Annotated in this window: 18 protein-coding genes and 1 tRNA gene; 12 read left to right on the top strand and 7 right to left on the bottom strand. The window is 72.4% G+C overall.

Features of this window, described 5'->3' with window-relative positions; genetic code table 11:
- Positions 1-88 precede the first annotated feature (88 nt).
- Together ABUL08_RS23460 and ABUL08_RS23455 are read left to right on the top strand one after the other, a co-directional pair.
- Positions 89-766: a PASTA domain-containing protein gene (locus tag ABUL08_RS23460; RefSeq protein WP_350932123.1), complete on the top strand. Its 678-nt coding sequence runs from the start codon at positions 89-91 to the stop codon at positions 764-766.
- Between the two features lie 181 nt (positions 767-947).
- Positions 948-1,697 (top strand): PASTA domain-containing protein, encoded by a 750-nt coding sequence (locus ABUL08_RS23455; protein ID WP_350932122.1) that lies wholly within the window; start codon positions 948-950, stop codon positions 1,695-1,697.
- Between the two features lie 3 nt (positions 1,698-1,700).
- On the opposite strand, the gene ABUL08_RS23450 is transcribed toward ABUL08_RS23455, so the two are convergent.
- Both ABUL08_RS23450 and ABUL08_RS23445 read right to left on the bottom strand, forming a co-directional pair.
- Positions 1,701-2,129: a hypothetical protein gene (locus ABUL08_RS23450; protein WP_350932121.1), complete on the bottom strand. Its 429-nt coding sequence runs from the start codon at positions 2,127-2,129 to the stop codon at positions 1,701-1,703.
- 100 nt (positions 2,130-2,229) lie between these two features.
- Entirely contained in the window at positions 2,230-2,538 is a 309-nt protein-coding gene (locus tag ABUL08_RS23445) for a hypothetical protein (protein ID WP_350932120.1), read from the bottom strand.
- 632 nt (positions 2,539-3,170) lie between these two features.
- On the opposite strand from ABUL08_RS23445, the gene ABUL08_RS23440 reads away from it, so the two are divergent.
- The 3 genes from ABUL08_RS23440 to ABUL08_RS23430 all read left to right on the top strand — a co-directional run bounded on the left by ABUL08_RS23440 (position 3,171) and on the right by ABUL08_RS23430 (position 4,858).
- A complete protein-coding gene (locus ABUL08_RS23440) occupies positions 3,171-4,052 on the top strand; it encodes a helix-turn-helix domain-containing protein (RefSeq protein ID WP_350932119.1) in 882 nt (293 codons plus the stop codon).
- Positions 4,022-4,243, top strand: a complete 222-nt coding sequence (locus ABUL08_RS23435) for a DUF397 domain-containing protein (RefSeq protein ID WP_350938798.1) — start codon at positions 4,022-4,024, stop codon at positions 4,241-4,243. The genes ABUL08_RS23440 and ABUL08_RS23435 overlap by 31 nt, the downstream gene beginning before the upstream one ends.
- A 207-nt stretch (positions 4,244-4,450) precedes the next feature.
- Complete coding sequence (locus ABUL08_RS23430; RefSeq protein ID WP_350932118.1) at positions 4,451-4,858, top strand: hypothetical protein; 408 nt, start codon at positions 4,451-4,453, stop codon at positions 4,856-4,858.
- Here the strand turns inward: ABUL08_RS23430 and ABUL08_RS23425 are convergent.
- From ABUL08_RS23425 to ABUL08_RS23410, 4 genes are all read right to left on the bottom strand, one after another.
- Positions 4,826-5,431: a hypothetical protein gene (locus ABUL08_RS23425; protein WP_350932117.1), complete on the bottom strand. Its 606-nt coding sequence runs from the start codon at positions 5,429-5,431 to the stop codon at positions 4,826-4,828. The genes ABUL08_RS23430 and ABUL08_RS23425 overlap by 33 nt on opposite strands.
- 110 nt (positions 5,432-5,541) lie before the next feature.
- The gene (locus tag ABUL08_RS23420; RefSeq protein WP_350932116.1) at positions 5,542-6,348 is read right to left on the bottom strand and encodes a WecB/TagA/CpsF family glycosyltransferase; all 807 of its coding nucleotides are present in this window, start codon (positions 6,346-6,348) and stop codon (positions 5,542-5,544) included.
- Positions 6,345-7,418, bottom strand: a complete 1,074-nt coding sequence (locus tag ABUL08_RS23415; RefSeq protein WP_350932115.1) for an NAD-dependent epimerase/dehydratase family protein — start codon at positions 7,416-7,418, stop codon at positions 6,345-6,347. The genes ABUL08_RS23420 and ABUL08_RS23415 overlap by 4 nt, the downstream gene beginning before the upstream one ends.
- A 108-nt stretch (positions 7,419-7,526) precedes the next feature.
- Positions 7,527-7,612: transfer RNA gene (locus ABUL08_RS23410), tRNA-Leu, on the bottom strand.
- Between the two features lie 211 nt (positions 7,613-7,823).
- Here ABUL08_RS23410 and ABUL08_RS23405 point away from each other — a divergent pair.
- Genes ABUL08_RS23405 through pknB form a run of 7 tightly spaced genes read left to right on the top strand, consistent with a single transcriptional unit; the run spans position 7,824 to position 16,777 of the window.
- Positions 7,824-8,615 (top strand): FhaA domain-containing protein, encoded by a 792-nt coding sequence (locus tag ABUL08_RS23405; protein ID WP_242795548.1) that lies wholly within the window; start codon positions 7,824-7,826, stop codon positions 8,613-8,615.
- 6 nt (positions 8,616-8,621) lie between these two features.
- Positions 8,622-9,110, top strand: a complete 489-nt coding sequence (locus tag ABUL08_RS23400; RefSeq protein ID WP_242795550.1) for an FHA domain-containing protein FhaB/FipA — start codon at positions 8,622-8,624, stop codon at positions 9,108-9,110.
- The gene (locus ABUL08_RS23395) at positions 9,107-10,510 is read left to right on the top strand and encodes a PP2C family protein-serine/threonine phosphatase (RefSeq protein WP_350932114.1); all 1,404 of its coding nucleotides are present in this window, start codon (positions 9,107-9,109) and stop codon (positions 10,508-10,510) included. Before ABUL08_RS23400 ends, ABUL08_RS23395 begins: the two co-directional genes overlap by 4 nt.
- 28 nt (positions 10,511-10,538) lie before the next feature.
- Positions 10,539-12,029, top strand: coding sequence for an FtsW/RodA/SpoVE family cell cycle protein (locus ABUL08_RS23390; protein ID WP_377522494.1), 1,491 nt, complete (start codon positions 10,539-10,541; stop codon positions 12,027-12,029).
- Positions 12,026-13,531, top strand: a complete 1,506-nt coding sequence (locus tag ABUL08_RS23385; protein ID WP_350932113.1) for a peptidoglycan D,D-transpeptidase FtsI family protein — start codon at positions 12,026-12,028, stop codon at positions 13,529-13,531. The genes ABUL08_RS23390 and ABUL08_RS23385 overlap by 4 nt, the downstream gene beginning before the upstream one ends.
- A 1-nt stretch (position 13,532) precedes the next feature.
- Positions 13,533-14,966: a serine/threonine-protein kinase gene (locus tag ABUL08_RS23380; RefSeq protein ID WP_350932112.1), complete on the top strand. Its 1,434-nt coding sequence runs from the start codon at positions 13,533-13,535 to the stop codon at positions 14,964-14,966.
- Positions 14,963-16,777 carry a Stk1 family PASTA domain-containing Ser/Thr kinase gene (gene pknB / locus ABUL08_RS23375; protein WP_350932111.1) on the top strand — a complete coding sequence of 605 codons (1,815 nt, stop codon included), beginning with the start codon at positions 14,963-14,965 and terminating at the stop codon, positions 16,775-16,777. Before ABUL08_RS23380 ends, pknB begins: the two co-directional genes overlap by 4 nt.
- 87 nt (positions 16,778-16,864) lie before the next feature.
- On the opposite strand, the gene ABUL08_RS23370 is transcribed toward pknB, so the two are convergent.
- Entirely contained in the window at positions 16,865-17,515 is a 651-nt protein-coding gene (locus tag ABUL08_RS23370) for an aminodeoxychorismate/anthranilate synthase component II (protein WP_350932110.1), read from the bottom strand.
- Positions 17,516-17,517 lie beyond the last annotated feature (2 nt).

The following is a 17,517-nucleotide window of genomic DNA, read 5'->3' as shown; positions in this document are numbered from 1 at the left end:
GGCGAGTCGTGCGGAGGAGCCGTCACGTGCCGTGACAGCGGGCTTGGCGGAACCGGATACGGTCGCCGGTGAAGAGGCGGTGGACGTGATGACGGACGGGTATCCCGGACCTGCGGGCCGGTCGGACCGGACCCGGTTGCTGCTCGGCGGCGCGGTGGCGACCGTGCTGCTGGTGGTGATCGGCGCGAGCGGCGGCTGGGTGCTGGCGAGCGGGGACGACGACCCGCCTGCCGACCGACCGGTCGCCGCCGCCACCGGCGACCCGACGACTGCGCCGCCCACGGACGAACCGACCAGCTCCTCCCCGCGTACCACCGATCCGGCGCCGCGGTCGACGGCGCACACCTCGACCGGGCTGACCGTGCCGGAGGTCGTGGGCACGGACTTCGACGTGGCGCGCGGGTTGCTGCGCGACCGCAAGCTCGGCTGGCGGCTCGTCTTCGGCACCGGCACCGGCCGGGCCGTCACCCGGACCTCCCCCGCGCCCGGCGCGCCGGTCCGCAAGGGGATCACCGTCACCCTCTGGGTGGACGGTCCCGCGCCCGTCGTCGAGGTGCCGGACCTGACCGGGAACGACTGCGACGACGCGGCCGACGACCTGGTCGAGGCGGGCCTCTATCCCCGGTACGCCACCGGCCGGACCGGTGAGGTCAGCGGGCAGGATCCGGCGGCGGGCACGGCGGCCCACTGGAACGACCCGGTGTCGATCTCCTGCGGCGCCGGGCCGTCCGCAACGCCCACGCCCACGCCCTCCGCGACGCCGTGACGCCCCGGCGTGCTGCTGCCGGCAATCGACGTCCGGGAGGCCGAGACGAGACGCGCCGTTCTCGACGGTGACGCTCCCCGCCGGTGACGCGCCGCGCCGTGCCGGTCCCGGCGGCTCCTTGCCGGGGCGGCTAGCTTGAAGGCCGGGGCGTGACGCCCGCCCGGTGGCGAGAGGACGTGCCATGAGCAACGACCGTCAGGAACCACCCGCCGGGGAGAACGTCGAGGCCACCCGTCCGCTGCCCCGGGCGGACCGGAGCGGGCCACCCGACCCGGACGCCACCCGGCCCGTGCCGGGGGCGGATGCGACCCGGCCGCTGCCCCGCCCGGACGCCACCGCACGACAGCGCCCGGTGTCCGATGCTCCGACGCGCCAGGAGCCCGCGGCCTGGTCCGGCCGGGCCGGGGTGCCGCCGCCGCGACCGGCCGAGCAGTCGACCGAGTGGTACACCGAGGAGCAGGCGGGCCGGCGCTGGTGGATGCCGATCCTGCTGGGCATCCTGGCGCTGGTGCTGCTCGCCCTGATCGGGCTCGGCGTCTGGTTGGCGCTGCGGGCCGCGGACGAGGGCCCGGCACCCGCCCCCACGCCCTCGCTCCGGCCGACCACCGCCCCGACCACCAGCGCGGCCCCGAGCACCCCGCCGCCGACCACCCCGCCCGCCACCACCGCCGCCGCGCAGGTGCCGATGCCGCCGCTGGTGGGACTGCCGGAGGCGACCGCCCGCGGGATCCTGGACCGGCTGGGCGTGGACTACCGGGTACGGACCCGGACGTCGGAGCAGCCGGCCGGCACGGTGATCGAGACCGACCCCGAGGCGGGTGAGCCGGTCCGCGAGGGCGAGCGGGTCACCGTCGTGGTCGCCGCGGCCGCGGCCCCGACGAGCGACGCCGGCACGCCCACGCCCGCCCCGTCGGCCACCGCGACCCCCTGATCCTCACCACTGCCGCCGTCTCGTGCCGACCAGGCCGAGGCCGGCGAGGGAGATGGCGAGCCCGAGCAGTCCGGAATAGAAGAGCGAGCGGCTGAGGTCCCCGGTCGTGGTGCCGTCTGCGCTCCCGCCACCGGGCAGCGCCTCCGCCCCGGCGCCGACACCGGCCGCGTCCGGCGTGGGCGCGGGGGCGAGGGGCTCGTCGGCCGACCAGCCCGCCTCGGCCGAGCCGTCGGGTGGGGCGGTCCCCTCCCCGGCCACGGTGATCTCGGGGGCCGGCACCGGGGCGCTCAGCTCCTGTGCGGCGGAGAGCCCGGGGTAGCGGGCCACGACCACGAGAGCGGTCGTGGCACCGAGCAGTGCCAGCAGCCCGAGGGCGTAGCCGATGCGGGACCTGTGGTGCCGCCGCGCGGCGGGCAGATTGACCATGGCCATCCCAGGTTCAGGGTCCGGGACGCGCGGGGTGGTGACTTCGCCGGGGTGGGCGTACCGATTCTATGGCGGCGGCACGCCCCCCGACCTGGCAATCGCGGTGTCAGCCCACCCGGACCGGGGTCCGGGCGACGGGCCGTCGGGCGCCGGCACGCACGTTGTACGGGCGGGCAGCGGTGTGCGGGCGTGGTGCGGGAGCGGCCTGGAGCTGCTCGAGACCGGCCGACTGTACGAAGATCGACCGCCGGCTGACCGCGTCCCCCGCCGCGTTCAGCTCATAGCCGTCGAGCCACAGCCATCCGTCATAGGTGGGCCAGTCGAGCACCCGGATCACCCGGAACCTGATCGGTCTGAGGAACTGGACACTCGCCGCGCGAGTCACGTGCAGTACGTCACCGGAGCGGGGAAGCACATGGGCTCCTGGGAGGATCGGCCGGCGGCGAGCCGGCGGGGGCTGATCGGGGGACAGGTCGGCCCGGTTGCGGGGTCGTGCCTCGTGGACCGGCGTGCTCAGGTTGTTCGGCGGTGGTCGGGCCGTACCCGCGGTGGCGTGCCGCCACCCGACCATCACCCGACTGCTCCGGTTACCGCTCCCGCCGCCACAGTCAACTGACGTGCAGCGGCGGGGTCTTCACCCCGGGGCAGGTCTTGTCACAGCAGCTCGGGAGGGCTCCCCGCCCGCCATCCCCTCGGCGTGGGGTCGACCACGTCGAGAGATCATGTGGGGACGGTGAGTAACCCATGCCATACGGACAGACTGCATCAGCGACGTGCGACATGCAAGTTGCACGTCGACTTTTGCCGATACGTGAGCAGGACACGTGAACGGCATGCTTGAAGACGTGTGCACCGGGGCGGCACACTGGACGCCGGTTTCGCCCGTCGCGGCCGGTCGACGACCGGCACCACCCCATGCCGCGAACGATCGCCCGCCGTACGACGGTCGCGCCCCCGGCGGGTGTGGATCCGGGCGCGATCGACCGGAGGTAGCCGGGTGAACGCGAGGGGCACACGTTCCCGTCCAGCAACCACCGGAGCCGCGTCGTGAGTGAACGGCGCAGTCCCACGATCCGGCGTCGCCGGCTGGGGGCGGAACTCCGCCGCCAGCGGGAGGCCGCCGGCATCACCATCGAGACGGTCGCCGAGCAGTTGGAGTGCTCGGCGTCCAAGATCTCGCGGATCGAGACCGGGCACACCACCGCCACCCCGCGCGACGTGCGGGACATGCTCCGGATCTACGGGGTCGTCGGCGCGGAGAGCGACGAGCTGGTGCAGATCGCCCGGGAGGCCCGGCAGAAGGGCTGGTGGCATCCGTACAGCACGGTGCTGGTCGGGGCGTACGTGGGGCTGGAGGCGGCGGCCAGCTCGATCCGCGCGTACGAGCAGCAGGTCGTGCCGGGCCTGCTGGAGACCGAGGAGTACGCGGGGGCGATGATCCGGGCCGCCCGGCCCGACTTCACCGCCGACCAGGTGCATCAACGGGTGCGTGTCCGGTTGGGCCGTCAGTCGTTGTTGACCCAGGACGATCCGGTCGATCTGTGGGTGGTGCTCGATGAGGCGGTGCTGAGCCGGCCGGTTGGTGGCGACGCGGTGATGCGTGGCCAGCTCAAGCGGCTGGTGGAGGTGGCCCAGTTGCCGAACGTGACGTTGCAGGTCCTGCCCTTCGAGGTGGGAGCGCACGCCGGCATGGACGGCACCTTCACCATCCTCAGCTTCCCCGAAGCGAGTGATCCCGATGTCGTGTACGCGGAGAACGCCACGGGTGGGCTCTTCCTGGAGAAGAGCGACGAACTGCAGAAGTACAGCTTCATCTTCGATCACATTCGAGCAGCGGCCATACGCCCGGAGGAATCCATCGCACACATCGCAAAACTGGCAGAGGAGCCACTGTGGAAATCGCGACCGAGCAGTTCCCCGCGGACCTGACGCAGGCGACCTGGTTCAAGAGCTCGAAGAGCGGGCCGAACTGTGACAACTGCGTGGAGGTCGCGTACGTGACCGGGGCGGTCGGCGTCCGGGACTCGAAGGACAAGCAGGGCCCGGCCCTGGTCTTCGGTCCGGCCGACTGGGACGCCTTCGTCGCCGGCGCCAGGAACGGTGTGTTCGACCGGGCCTGACCCGGCGATGACGGACCCGGCGTGGTCCCGATCCGGCAGCGTCGCCGGGCGGGGCCACGCCTGTCCGTGTGGAGAGTGGACGGTGGATCGGCCGGGATCCACCGCCCGCCCGTCGCCACTTCCGTCCCGCCTCGTTGTACCCCTCGGTACGGCGCGGGTCGACGACCCGCCGCCCGGATCGGCAACCGAGCGAGGCAGGCGAGACGGATGACGACGATCGGCTCAGAGAACCTCACGAACGGCCCGGGCAAGCCCGAGCGGTTCGGCGGGAAGTACCGCGGAGCACGCCGGGACACGGTCCTCACCGAGGTGGTCTCCACCGACACCGACCTGGACGGCCGGGACACCGGGCCGTCCACGCCGGAGCAGGCCGGCCCGCCGCTGTCGCTGCCGTCGCTGGACCCGAACCCGCTCACCGAGCCGTCGTTCCCGCCGGCCGGCTGGCCGCTGGAGCCCACCGAGTCCCTGGCGGACCACCCGCTGCTGCGCGGCCTCCTGCTGGAGCTGCCGCCCCGGGGGAGCGTTCCGCCGCCCGGCTGGCTGGACCGCTGGTTCGAGGCGACCCGCGCGATCCTGGAACTGCTATACGTGCAGGGCGCCGGCCGCTCGCGGTGAGCTGACCACCACCGCCGCCGGCGTCGCCCGCTCGACGAGCCGGCTGTGCCGCAGCGCGTGGCGTACCCCGATCACGGCGACCCCCAGGACGCCGACGGTGACCGCGGCCCCGGCGACGCCCGGGTCGGCGGAGAGGTCGAGGCCCGCGGCCGAGACCAGGGCCGGGACCACCGCCAGCGCGGTGACCTGGAGCGGCAGTCCGATCAAGGGATGAGCCGCGGCGGCCCGCAGGCCGTGCGGCGCCGGGATCTCCGGTGCCCGGGCGAACGCGCCCGCACCGGCCCGCAGCCGCCGCACCCGGCGCGTGGTGCAGACCGCGACCACCAGCGCCGGGGCCGCGGCGAGGCCCAGCCCGGCCGCCGCCCGGTCCACCGGTGTCGTCCCGGCGCTCTGCAGGCCGGCGAGCAGCACCCCCGCCGTCAGCACGAGACCGGTCAGGGTCAGGGCGGACAACCATCCGGTACGCCGGCGCAGCGCACGGGCGCGGTCCAGCCGGGGCAGTCCGTCCGCGACGATCCCGGCGGCCGTCCAGACGGCCGCGATCGGGAGCAGAACGGCGAGATGGTCATCCATGGCGCCAGCCTTGCCCACTTCGACGTCGGCCGAATCCGGGCCGTTCCCCGGTTCGCCCCGGAAGCGCGACCCGTAGGGGCTGACCGTTCCGTCCTCGCCGGACGGACCGGTCAGACGGCGAAGGTGGTCGGGCGTTCGGTGGCGGGCGGCGGCGGGGTGGCCTTCCACAGGCCGGTCTTCTGCGCCGCCAGCCGGGCCAGATAGGCCGGGTTGAGGATCACGTACCGGCGCCAGAGCCGCTTCGGTTCCAGGCCGAGCCGCCAGAACCACTCCAGCCCGGCGCGCTGCATCCACGGTGGCGGGTTGCGCAGCAGGCCGGCGTGGTAGTCGAAGGCCGCGCCGACCGCCATCAGCGGCATGTCCAGCAGGGGTCGCATCGCGTACGCGAAGACCTCCTGGCGGGGGCAGCCCAGCCCGACCAGGACGAGCCGGGCCCCGCTGGCCTTGATCCGGTCGGCGATCTCGACGTCCTCGCCGGGCTGCACCTGGCGGAACTTCGACGGCTCCACTCCGGCGATCTTGAGGGCCGGGAACTTCGCCTCCAGCGCCGGGATGAGCCGGGCCAGGGTCTCCTCGGTCGAGCCGTACAGGTAGACCGGCAGGCCCTCGTCGGCGAAGCGGCTCAGCACCCGCAGGGTGAGCTCCGGGCCGTAGACGCGATCGGTCAGGCCGGCACCGTGCAGCAGGTTGAGCGCCCAGCGGACCGGCTGGCCGTCCGGGGTGACCACGTCGAACGCGTTCAGCCGGGCGTTGTGCGGCGGGTCCAGCACGCCGGTCATCACGCCGTGCACGGCCAGCGCGGTCAGCGCCAGCGGCCGGCGGTCGCGCGCCGCCGCCAGCACGGCCTCGGTCGCTCCGGCGTAGTCCGTGGCGTCGACCAGGACGCCGAGGACGTTCCGCTTGGTGCCGGTGGTCATGCCTGCGGCACCCACTTGTCCACGTTCGCCTCGTAGATCTCCCGGGCGATCATCGGTACGTCGTAGACCTGCTTCCAGTCCGGGTAGTCGGCCTGGAACGCCTCGTTCGAGCCGATCCACCACATGTGGTCGCCGACCCGGTTCGCCTCGACGTACTCGCTGATCATCTCGTGGCCGGTGATCTCCTCGGCCAGGGTGAAGACCTCGCGCATCGAGATGTTGGAGTGCCGGCCGCCGCCCAGGTTGTAGACCGCCGCCGAGCGGGGGTTGCGGAAGAACGCCTCGAACGCGGAGACCACGTCCGAGCTGTGGATCGCGTCCCGGACCTGCTTGCCCTTGTAGCCGTAGATCTTGTACGTCCGGCGCTCCATGTTGGCGCGCATCACATAGCCGAGGAAGCCGTGCAGCTCGGTGGCCGAGTGGGCGGGGCCGGTCAGCGTGCCGCCCCGGAAGCAGGCGGTCTTCATGCCGAAGTAGCGGCCGTACTCCTGGACCATCACGTCGGCGGCGACCTTGGAGGCGCCGAAGACCGAGTGCAGGCAGGCGTCGATCGACATGTCCTCGCGGATGCCCTGGAAGTAGGGGTGGTCCTCGGGCAGCTCGTAGCGGGTCTCCAGCTCCACCAGGGGCAGGCTGTTCGGCCGGTCGCCGTAGACCTTGTTGGTCGAGCAGTGGATCACCGGTGCCTCGATGCAGTGCTCGCGCACGTTCTGCAGCACGTTGAGGGTGCCACCGGCGTTGACGTCGAAGTCGGTGAACGGGTCCCGGACGGCCCAGTCGTGCGACGGCTGGGCAGCGGTGTGGATCACCACGGCGATGTCCCCGCCGTACCGGGCGAAGAGCTTGCCCAGCGCGGCCCGGTCCCGGATGTCGATGCTGTGGTGGGAGTACGCCGACCCCAGCTCGTCGGTCAGCCGCCGCACGTTCCACGCGGTCGACGCCTCGGCGCCGAAGAACTCCTGCCGCATGTCGTTGTCGATGCCGACCACGTCGAGACCGAGGCCGGCGAAGTGCCGGACCGCCTCGGAGCCGATGAGACCGCCCGAGCCGGTCACCAACGCGACACTCACACGACACTCCTGGTCAATAGGAGGCAGGAAACCATCGGAGCATAGCGTGACGCCCGGCACGCCCCGATACGACGCGAGGGCCCCGCGGATGCGGAGCCCTCGTCGATCTGGTGGGGATGGGGGGAGTTGAACCCCCACGTCCTTTCGGACACACGGACCTGAACCGTGCGCGTCTGCCATTCCGCCACATCCCCGTGGCCTGACCCGGAGCACCGTAGCTGATCCAGGCTCCCGCCCTGTGCGGCGGGTTGTCCGGACATATTACGCTGTTCCCGGTCATCGCCACGAGCGGTAACCGTTCGTGGCGGACGAAACTGTAGCACGGTCGCAGGGGTCTCCTCGAACGGGCCGTCGGCAGCCGGCCGAGCGGCATGTGAGCTGCGGAGGCGGTGTCCGGATACCATCATGTCCTCGGGACCCGAGGAGGAGCCGGTGAGCGTGCTGCAACGCTTCGAGAAGCGTCTGGAAGGCCTGGTAGAGGGGGCCTTCGCCAAGGTCTTCAAAGGGGTGGTCCACCCCGTGGAGATCCTCAACGCCATGCAGCGGGAGGCCGAGGCGCACAAGGCGATCCTGGCCGGTGGGCGCACGTTGGTGCCCAACCGCTACGTGATCGATCTCTCGCCGTACGACCACAGTCGGCTGGCGCCGTACGCCGCCGCGCTGGCCCAGGAACTGGCCCAGTCGCAGGCGGAGTTCATCGGCGAGCAGGCGTGGACCGTCTACGGCGATGTGATCGTGGAGATCGAGCGCGGCGAGGGACTGGACACCGGAATGTTCCGGGTCACCGCCGAGGTCTACACCGGTGGCGACGTCGCCCCGGTCTCCGCGCCCGGCGGCTACGACGCCGGACCGCCGGCCTACCCGGCGTACGACCAGGGCGGCGGCTACGGCCCCCCGCCCGGCCACGGCGGCGGCCGGAACGTACGGCTGGTCTCCGGTGACGGGCGCACCTACCCGCTCCAGATGGGTTCGACGGTGATCGGCCGCGGCGACCAGGCCAACCTGCGCCTGCCCGACGTCGGGATCTCCCGGCGACACGCCCGGCTGGACTTCGACGGTGGTCAGGTCGTGCTGACGGACCTGGGCTCCACGAACGGGACGATGGTCAACGGCCAGCGCGTCTCGGCGGTCGCCCTCAACCCCGGCGACATGATCCAGCTCGGCACGACCACCCTGACCTTCCGCGTGGACGGCTGACCCGCCTTGCCGGAACTGGTCATCACCGTCGCCCGGTTCGGATTCCTGATCCTGCTGTGGATCTTCGTGTTCACGGTGGTCGGCGTCATCCGCCGGGACCTGTTCGCGGGGGCCCGGTCGGGTCGGCTGGTGGCGGCGCCGCGCGCGGTCGGGGCGTCGACCGGGCAGGCGGCGGCGAAACCGGCGAAGGTGAAGCGGGGCCGGGCCGCCCACCAGTTGGTGGTGACCGCCGGTCAGCTCGCCGGCACCCGGATCACCCTCGGTGAGGCTCAGATCACGATCGGTCGGGCCGAGGACTCCACGCTGGTGATCACCGACGACTACGCCTCGGCGCGGCACGCCCGGCTGGTGCCGCGCGAGGGGCAGTGGTTCGTCGAGGATCTCGGCTCGACTAACGGCACATACCTGGATCGCGCTAAGGTCACCGGACCAACCCCCGTCCCCCTCGGCGTGCCGATCCGGATCGGCCGCACTTCTCTCGAATTACGGCCATGACTCTGACCCTGCGCTATGCGGCCCACAGCGACCGCGGTCTGATCCGAGACGGTAACCAGGATTCCGTCTACGCCGGACCGCGGCTCCTCGCCGTCGCCGACGGCATGGGCGGCATGGCCGCCGGTGACGTCGCCAGCAACATCGTCATCGGTGCCATGGCGCCCCTCGACGAGGACGTCCCCGGGGACGCCCTCGTCGATGCGTTGCGTTCGGCCGTCGGCACCGCCAACCAGCAGCTCCGCGACACCGTGGACGCCAACCCGCAGCTGGAGGGGATGGGCACCACGCTCACCGCGACCCTCTTCTCGGGCAGCAAGCTCGGCATGGTCCACATCGGTGACTCGCGGGCCTATCTCCTGCGCAACGGTGAGTTCGCGCAGATCACCAAGGACGACACGTACGTCCAGATGCTCGTCGACGAGGGCCGGATCAGCGCGGAGGAGGCGAGCAGCCACCCCCAGCGCTCGCTGCTCACCCGCGCCCTGGACGGTCGCGACATCGACCCGGAATACAGCGTCCGGCAGGTGCTGCCCGGTGACCGTTACCTGATCTGCAGCGACGGGCTCTCCGGTGTGGTCAGCGCGGACACCATCGGCGACACCCTGCGGGAATACCCGGATCCGCAGCAGTGCGTCGAGCGCCTGGTGCAGCTCGCGCTGCGCGGCGGCGGACCGGACAACATCACCGTGATCATCGCGGACGCCACCGACCAGGACATCGTCGAGGCGTCCCCGATCGTCGGCGGTGCCGCCGCCCGCGACCGGGGCATGGCCACCTCGGCCGACGTCTCCACCCCGGCGGCCCGCGCCTCCGCGCTCAACGCGCCCCGCCCGCCCGCTCCGGAGGAGCCGGCGGACAAGGACGACGAGCCGGAGCGGCGGCGCCGGCCGCTGCGTACCGTGGCGATGATGCTGGCGCTGCTGGTCATCCTCGGTGGCGGCCTCTTCGCCGGCTGGAGCTACACCCAGCGGCAGTACTACGTCGGCGCGACCGACGAGGGGCGGCTGGCGGTGTTCCGGGGCGTCCCCGGGCAGGTCGCCGGTCTCGACCTGTCCAGCGTGCACTCGACCAGCGACGCCAAGCTGGACGACCTCACGCTGGCCGCGCAGGAGCAGGTCAAGCAGGGCATCCAGGCGCGGAGCGAGCCCGACGCGCAGCGCCGGCTGGCCGAGCTGACCAGCGACGACCCGGCGAATCCGAACCTCAAGCCGGTCTGCCCGCCGAGCCCGACGGCCACCCCGCCCCCGCCCGCGCCCACCGGCACTCCGGTGGCACCGGCGGTCAGTGGGAGCGCCCGGCCGGTCGGCACCGCCCCGCCCGCGCCCACCACCACGCCCGACGCCGTTCCCTCCGACACGGTCCCGCCGGTCGATCCGGCCGGCTGCCGGTCGCCGGAGTGAACGTCGGCTCGACACCGAGGACCTCTTCGTGACCGCAGCGGCCGTACCCGCAGCCTCGCCCGCCTCGACGGGCGAGCAGCCCGGCGTACGCCTGGCCCGGTCCCGGCGCAACGCCGAGCTGTCGCTGCTGCTGCTGGCCATGGTGCTGGTGGCGGCGTACGCGGCGACGGTCGAGGCGAACGTGCTGGACACGGTCACCCCGGACTTCTGGATGCCGGCCGCCGCGCTGGGGCTGGTCTTCCTCGGCCTGCACCTGGTGATCCGCTGGCTGGCGCCGTTCGCCGACCCGGCACTGCTGCCGGCGGTGGCCCTGCTCAACGGCATCGGGGTGGGCTTCCTGCGCCGGTACGACCTGGCCAAGGCCGCCCCCGCCGACCGGGAGACGCTGGCGATCTTCGCCGGTACGGGAGGCCGACAGCTGGCCTGGACGCTCGGTGCGGTGATCCTCGCCGCCGGGCTGCTCGCCCTGATGCGGGACCACCGGTCGCTCTCCCGGTACGCGTACACCCTGGGGTTGGCCGGCATCGTGCTGGTGATGATCCCGGCGGTGCTGCCGGCCCGCTTCTCCGAGATCAACAACGCCAAGCTGTGGATCCGGATCGGCGGCTTCTCGATCCAGCCGGGTGAGTTCGCCAAGCTGGCCCTGCTGGCCTTCTTCGCGTACTACCTGGTCCGCAAGCGTGAGGTGCTCTCGCTGGCGAGCCGGCGGGTGCTCGGCATCGACTTCCCGCGCGGACGGGACCTCGGCCCGGTCCTGGTGGTCTGGATGATCAGCCTCCTGGTCCTGGTCTTCGAGAAGGACCTGGGCACCTCGCTGCTCTACTTCGGCATGTTCGTGGTGACCCTCTACATCGCCACCGAACGGGTCAGTTGGTTGCTCATCGGCCTGACGCTCTTCTTCGGCGGCGCCTACCTGGCGTACGTCCTCGGCAGCACGGTCGGCGGTCCGTTCCTCAACTTCTACGACCGCGCGCAGATCTGGCTGGACCCGTTCGCCGAGCCGTACGACCGCGGCTACCAGCTCGTCCAGGGCCTGCTCACGCTCGGCACCGGCGGCCTCTTCGGGGCCGGCCCGGGCGGCGGCCAGCCGACCCTGCTGCCCGAGGTGCAGACCGACTTCATCTTCGCCGGCATCGGCGAGGAGATCGGGCTCTTCGGTCTCTCCGCGCTACTCGTGGTCTATCTGCTGATCGTCGAGCGGGGCCTGCGGGCGGCGCTGGCGGTCCGCGACTCGTTCGGCAAGCTCCTCGCCGGCGGCCTGGCCTTCACCCTGGCCCTCCAGGTCTTCGTGATCGTCGGCGGGATCAGCAAGCTCATTCCGCTGACCGGCCAGACCACCCCGTTCCTCTCGGCCGGTGGTTCGTCGCTGATGGCGAACTGGCTGCTCATCGCGATCCTGCTGCGGGTCTCCGACGGTGCCCGTCGGCCGGTCACCGGCGGCGGTGGCCCGGCGGCCCGCCCGGCCGGTGCCCCGCCCGAGCAGCTGCACGGTGCCCCCACGGAGGTGATCCGGCCGTGAACGCACCCCTGCGCCGCGTGGGCGTCGTCGTCATGATCCTGTTCGGTCTGCTCTTCGCGAACCTGAACTGGATCCAGGCCTACAAGGCCGACGAATACCGCAACAGCGACTACAACGGCCGGGTCCAGGTGGCCGAGTACGAGCGCAAGCGCGGCAACATCGAGGCCGGCGGCACGGCACTGGCCACCAGCAAGGAGACCGGCGGCAAGCTGCGGTTCCAGCGCACCTACCCGGGCGGCGAGAAGTACGCCCACGTGCTGGGCTACAAGCCGGTCAACCTCGCCGACACCGGCATCGAGAAGATCGAGAACGACTTCCTCGCCGGCACCAGCGACCAGCTGATCGCCAACCGGGTGAAGGACATGTTCACCGGGGACGAGACCGGCGGCGGCAACGTGCTGCTCACCCTCTCCAAGCGGGCCCAGGAGACGGCGTACAAGCAGCTCACCGACAACCAGGTCGGGGCCACCAAGGGCGCGGCGATCGCGATCGACCCGCGTACCGGGGCGGTTCAGGCGCTGGTCTCGATGCCGAGCTTCGACCCGAACCCGCTGGCCAGCCACGACACCACGGTGGCCGAGACGGCGTACAACAAGCTCGACAAGGACCCGGCCGGGCCGCTGAAGAACCGCGCCCTGTCGGAGACCCTTCCGCCCGGCTCGACCTTCAAGATCGTGGTCGCCGCTGCCGCGCTGGAGAGCGGGATCACCAAGACCACGCAGATCCCGGCGGGTTCCAGCTACACCCCGCCGACCTCCGGCCAGCCGATCCGCAACGCCGCGCCCTCCATCTGCCCGGAACCGCAGGTCAGCCTGATCGAGGCGGTCACCGAGTCCTGCAACACCGGCTTCGCCCAGCTCGGCGTCAAGCTGGGCGCCGACAAGATCAAGGAAAAGGCCCGCCAGTTCGGCTTCGAGCAGGAGGACCTCACCGTCGGGCAGCTCGGCGAGGGCGGCTTCGGCGTGGCGGCCAGCCGGACCGGCGACATGGCGGCCCCCGGCGGTGCCACCGACCCGGCCGCCCTGGCTCAGTCCTCGATCGGCCAGCGGGACGTCCGGATGACCCCGCTGGAGGGCGCGCTGATCGCCGGGTCGGTCGCCAACCACGGCAAGCAGATGCGGCCCTACCTGGTCAAGCAGCTCCTCGCCCCGGACCGCACCACCAGCTACTACACCGCCAAGGACCGGGAGCTGCGCCAGCCGATCAGCGACCCGGTCGCGAACGACCTGCGGGACATGATGGTCAGCGTGGTCGAGAACGGCACCGGGCGGAAGGCGGCGATCGACGGCTACACCGTCGGCGGCAAGACCGGCACCGCCCAGTCCGGCCCGGGCACCCCCGACCACGGCTGGTTCATCGGCTTCGCCATCGACAAGAACGGCAACGCGGTCTCCGCGGTCTGCGTCGAACTGGAGCAGGCCGGCAGCGGTGGCAGCGCCGAGGCCGCCCGGATCGCCGGCCGGATCATGCAGGCGGCCATCGCGGACTCCGGAGGCCGCTGACATGCTCAGCCCCGGGGTGCAGCTCGGAAACCGCTACCGCCTCGACGAGCGGATCGCCAGCGGTGGCATGGGCGACGTCTGGCGCGGCACCGACCAGGTGCTGGGCCGTACGGTCGCGGTGAAGAGCCTGCTCCCGGCGCTGCTCGACGAGCCGGGCTTCGCCGAGCGGTTCCGCGGCGAGGCACGGACCATGGCCACCATCAACCACCCCGGCGTGGTCGACGTCTACGACTTCGGCAGCGACCAGCACATCGCCTTCCTGGTCATGGAGTACGTCGAGGGCGACGCCCTGTCGTCGACCCTGAGCCGGGTCGGCCGGCTCACCCCGGCCCGCACGATGGCCCTGCTCGCGCAGGCCGCCGACGCGCTGCACGCCGCCCACGAGAAGGGCATCGTGCACCGCGACGTGAAGCCGGGCAACCTGCTGGTCCGGCCGAACGGCACGCTGGTGCTCACCGACTTCGGCATCGCCCGCTCCGACCTGGTCGGCCAGCTCACCGCCGCCGGCTCGGTGCTCGGCACCGCGTCGTACATCTCGCCGGAGCAGGCCACCGGCGCGGTCGCCACCCCCGCCTCGGACGTCTACGCCCTCGGCGTGGTCGCCTACCAGTGCCTCGCCGGCCGCCGTCCCTTCGAGGGCGACAACCCGCTGGAAATCGCCATGAAGCACGTCCGGGACACCCCCCGGCCGCTTCCCGGTGACATCCCGCCGCAGGTCAGGGCCATCGTGGAACGCGCCCTGGCGAAGGACCCGGCGGCCCGCTGGCCGAGCGCCGCCGCCCTGGCCGGGGTCGCCCGCCAGGCCAAGGTCGCGCTCTCCCAGCAGGCGCGAGCCGGCCACTCCGGCCCGATCTCGGGCGTACCCGCCTCGCCGGCCGCGCCGACGGCCCGGGCCCAGGTCCCGACGGCCGCCCGACCGCAGGCCCGCCCGCCGGTGGCACCGCCGGCGGCCCGCCCGCCGGTCGCCCAGCCGCCCCGCCCGCCCATGGCCGCGCGCCCGCCGGCCGTGGCTCCCCGGCCGACCGCGGTGACGCCGGTCGCGCCGCAGCAGCACCGGCCGCCGATGGCGCCGCAGCAGCCGATCGCACCGCGCGGAGCGGCGGTCGTGCCGCCCCGCCAGCACAACCCCCTCGGGTACGCCCGGCCGGTGGCCGCCCCCGTTCCGCCGGCTCCCCGTCGTTCCAGGTCAGGGCTGTGGCTGGTCGCCATCCTGCTGGGCGTGCTGGTCGTGCTCTGCTCCGGCGTGATTTCCTACAGCGTGAAGAAGGGCAACGCGTCCGGTGAACCCGGCGTGTCGGCCCCGCGGGACGTCGACTCCGGCGCGCTGCGGGCCCAGGGGGGCGACGATCCGGTCCCGGCGTCGTACCGTCGGATGGTACGGCTCCAGCCGGATGGCGGCGAGACGACGACGAGCGAAGGACGAGAGACGCGATGACAGCGCAGGCCCGCCTGCTCGGTGGCAGGTACCAGGTCGGCGAGCTGCTCGGCTACGGCGGCATGGCAGAGGTGCACCGCGGCCGCGATCTCCGGCTCGGTCGGGACGTCGCGATCAAGATGCTCCGGGCCGACCTGGCCCGGGACGCCACGTTCCAGATGCGGTTCCGCCGGGAGGCGCAGAACGCCGCCTCGCTCAACCACCCGGCCATCGTCGCCGTCTACGACACCGGTGAGGAGACCGGGCCGACCGGCGAGACGCTGCCGTTCATCGTGATGGAGTTCGTCAACGGGCGCACCCTCAAGGAGGTGCTGGGCGCCGAGGGGCGGCTCCAGCCGCGCCGGGCGCTGGAGATCTGCGCCGACATGTGCGCGGCGCTGGAGTTCAGCCACCGGCACGGCATCATCCACCGGGACATCAAGCCGGGCAACGTGATGCTCACCCAGACCGGCCAGGTCAAGGTGATGGACTTCGGCATCGCCCGGGCGCTGGCCAGTGGCGCCACCACGATGACCCAGACCAGCGCCGTCATCGGCACCGCGCAGTATCTTTCGCCGGAGCAGGCGCGCGGTGAGGCCGTCGACGCCCGCTCCGACGTGTACGCGGGCGGCTGCGTCCTGTTCGAGCTGCTCTGCGGGCACCCGCCGTTCGTCGGGGACAGCCCGGTCAGCGTCGCGTACCAGCACGTGCGGGAGGCGCCGCCGACGCCGAGCGACATCAACCCGGACGTCAACCCGGCGGTCGACGCGATCGTGCTGAAGGCGCTGTCGAAGAACCCGCTCAACCGCTACCAGAGCGCCGGCGAGATGCGCGCCGACCTGCTCCGCGCCGCCGCCGGTCGCCCCGTGCTGGCCACCCCGGTGATGCCGGTGGAGGAGACCGCGCCGATGGCTCCGGCCGCCGGCTATCAGCAGACCCAGGTGCTGGGTCCGCAGACCCGCCAGCAGATGCCGGCCCGGGTCGGCGACCCGCGCAAGCGGAAGAGTTCGTCCTGGGTGATCGCCACGTTCGCCGCACTGGGCGTGCTGGCGGTGATCGCCCTGGTCGCCGCCCTGATGCTCAACCAGCGCGGCAACGCAAAGGTCCAGGTGCCGTCGGTCAAGGGGTTGTCCCAGGCCGCAGCGGAGGCGGAGGTCCGCAAGGCCGGGTTGATCCCGGTGCCCGGCGACCCGGTCAAGACGACCACCTGCCAGAAGGGCAGCGTGGTCGACCAGGACCCGCCGGCGAACTCCGAGCTGGAGAAGAACCGGAACGTCACCCTCTCGGTCTGCACCGGACCGGGTACGGTCACCATCCCGCCCGGGCTGGTGAACTCGCAGTTCAAGAACGTCGAGTCGCAGCTCGAAGCCCTGGGACTCAAGGTCGACGACACCAAGGTCGACAATGCTGCGCCGGAGGGCACGGTCGTCGACGTCAGCCCCAACGAGGGAACCGACGTCCCTCCCGGCAGCACCGTCAAGGTGCAGGTCTCGCGCGGCAACCTCAACGAGGTCCCGGACGTGCGGGGTTACACCAAGGAACAGGCGACCAAGCAGTTGGAGAACGCCGGCTACAAGGTGAAGGTCCGCGACGGCGACGAGGTGCCGGCGAGCGAGGCCGGCAAGGTGGCCGACCAGTCCCCGAAGGCGGGCACGAAGCTGCCCAAGGGTGAGCGGGTGACCATCGAGGTGACCGTGCCCTTGCCGGAGCCGTCCGACTCGCCGAGCGTCACGCCGTCCGGCCCGACTCCCACCGGCACGCCGACCGCCCCCGGCGGTGGTGGCGGCCTGCCGTTCCCGACCACCCCGCCGGCCAGGCTCCCGGTCGACTGACCCGGCGACCGCTCGACTCGTCCGGCGGTCGATCCTGCTCGTCCCGCGTTTGATCGACTCGAGGTCGCCGACGTGGGGTTTCCGTGGTCAGGTGGTGGCGAAGGCGGCGCGGCGGCGGGCGTCCACCTCGGCGGCCAGCTCCGGGGCGCGCTCCAGCGCCTCGGTGAAGCCACACGCCGCCAGCCAGTTCGCCAGCATCAGGTGACCGCCCTCGGTCAGCACGGACTCCGGGTGGAACTGGACGCCCTCGATGGGCAGCGTCCGGTGCCGCATCGCCATCACCACACCCGATTCGGTCCAGCCGGTCACCTCCAGCTCCGCCGGCAGCGTCTCGGGCAGTACGGCGAGCGAGTGGTAGCGGGTGGCGGTGAACGGGTCGGGCAGGCCGGCGAGCACGCCGACGCCGTGGTGGCGTACCTCGGAGGTCTTGCCGTGCAGCAGCTCGGGCGCCCGGGTGACGGTGCCGCCGAACGCCTCGCCGATGGCCTGGTGACCGAGGCAGACCCCGAACAGGGGCAGCTTCCCGGCGTACTCCCGGATCACGTCGAGACAGATGCCGGCGCGGTCGGGGCTGCCCGGCCCGGGCGAGAGCAGGACGCCGTCAGCGCCGACCCGGCCGACCTCCGCCACGTCGATCTCGTCGTTGCGGCGCACCTCGCAGTCCACGCCGAGCTGGCCCAGGTACTGCACCAGATTGAAGACGAACGAGTCGTAGTTGTCGATCACCAGGACGCGCATCG

Origin of the sequence: Micromonospora sp. CCTCC AA 2012012 (genome assembly GCF_040499845.1) — a bacterium.
GTDB classification, from domain to species: domain Bacteria; phylum Actinomycetota; class Actinomycetes; order Mycobacteriales; family Micromonosporaceae; genus Micromonospora; species Micromonospora mangrovi.
Note: the sequence above shows the minus strand (reverse complement) of the source record. Positions and strands in the feature narration are given on the sequence as shown.

Bases quoted from the DNA above. Each gene is read 5' to 3' on its own strand.
- ABUL08_RS23460 (WP_350932123.1), top strand. From the start codon at position 89: ATGACGGACGGGTATCCCGGACCTGCGGGCCGGTCGGACCGGACCCGG.
- ABUL08_RS23455 (WP_350932122.1), top strand. From the start codon at position 948: ATGAGCAACGACCGTCAGGAACCACCCGCCGGGGAGAACGTCGAGGCC.
- ABUL08_RS23450 (WP_350932121.1), bottom strand. From the start codon at position 2,129: ATGGCCATGGTCAATCTGCCCGCCGCGCGGCGGCACCACAGGTCCCGC.
- ABUL08_RS23430 (WP_350932118.1), top strand. From the start codon at position 4,451: ATGACGACGATCGGCTCAGAGAACCTCACGAACGGCCCGGGCAAGCCC.
- ABUL08_RS23425 (WP_350932117.1), bottom strand. From the start codon at position 5,431: ATGGATGACCATCTCGCCGTTCTGCTCCCGATCGCGGCCGTCTGGACG.
- ABUL08_RS23420 (WP_350932116.1), bottom strand. From the start codon at position 6,348: ATGACCACCGGCACCAAGCGGAACGTCCTCGGCGTCCTGGTCGACGCC.
- ABUL08_RS23405 (WP_242795548.1), top strand. From the start codon at position 7,824: ATGTCCTCGGGACCCGAGGAGGAGCCGGTGAGCGTGCTGCAACGCTTC.
- ABUL08_RS23395 (WP_350932114.1), top strand. From the start codon at position 9,107: ATGACTCTGACCCTGCGCTATGCGGCCCACAGCGACCGCGGTCTGATC.
- ABUL08_RS23380 (WP_350932112.1), top strand. From the start codon at position 13,533: ATGCTCAGCCCCGGGGTGCAGCTCGGAAACCGCTACCGCCTCGACGAG.
- pknB (WP_350932111.1), top strand. From the start codon at position 14,963: ATGACAGCGCAGGCCCGCCTGCTCGGTGGCAGGTACCAGGTCGGCGAG.
- ABUL08_RS23370 (WP_350932110.1), bottom strand. From the start codon at position 17,515: ATGCGCGTCCTGGTGATCGACAACTACGACTCGTTCGTCTTCAATCTG.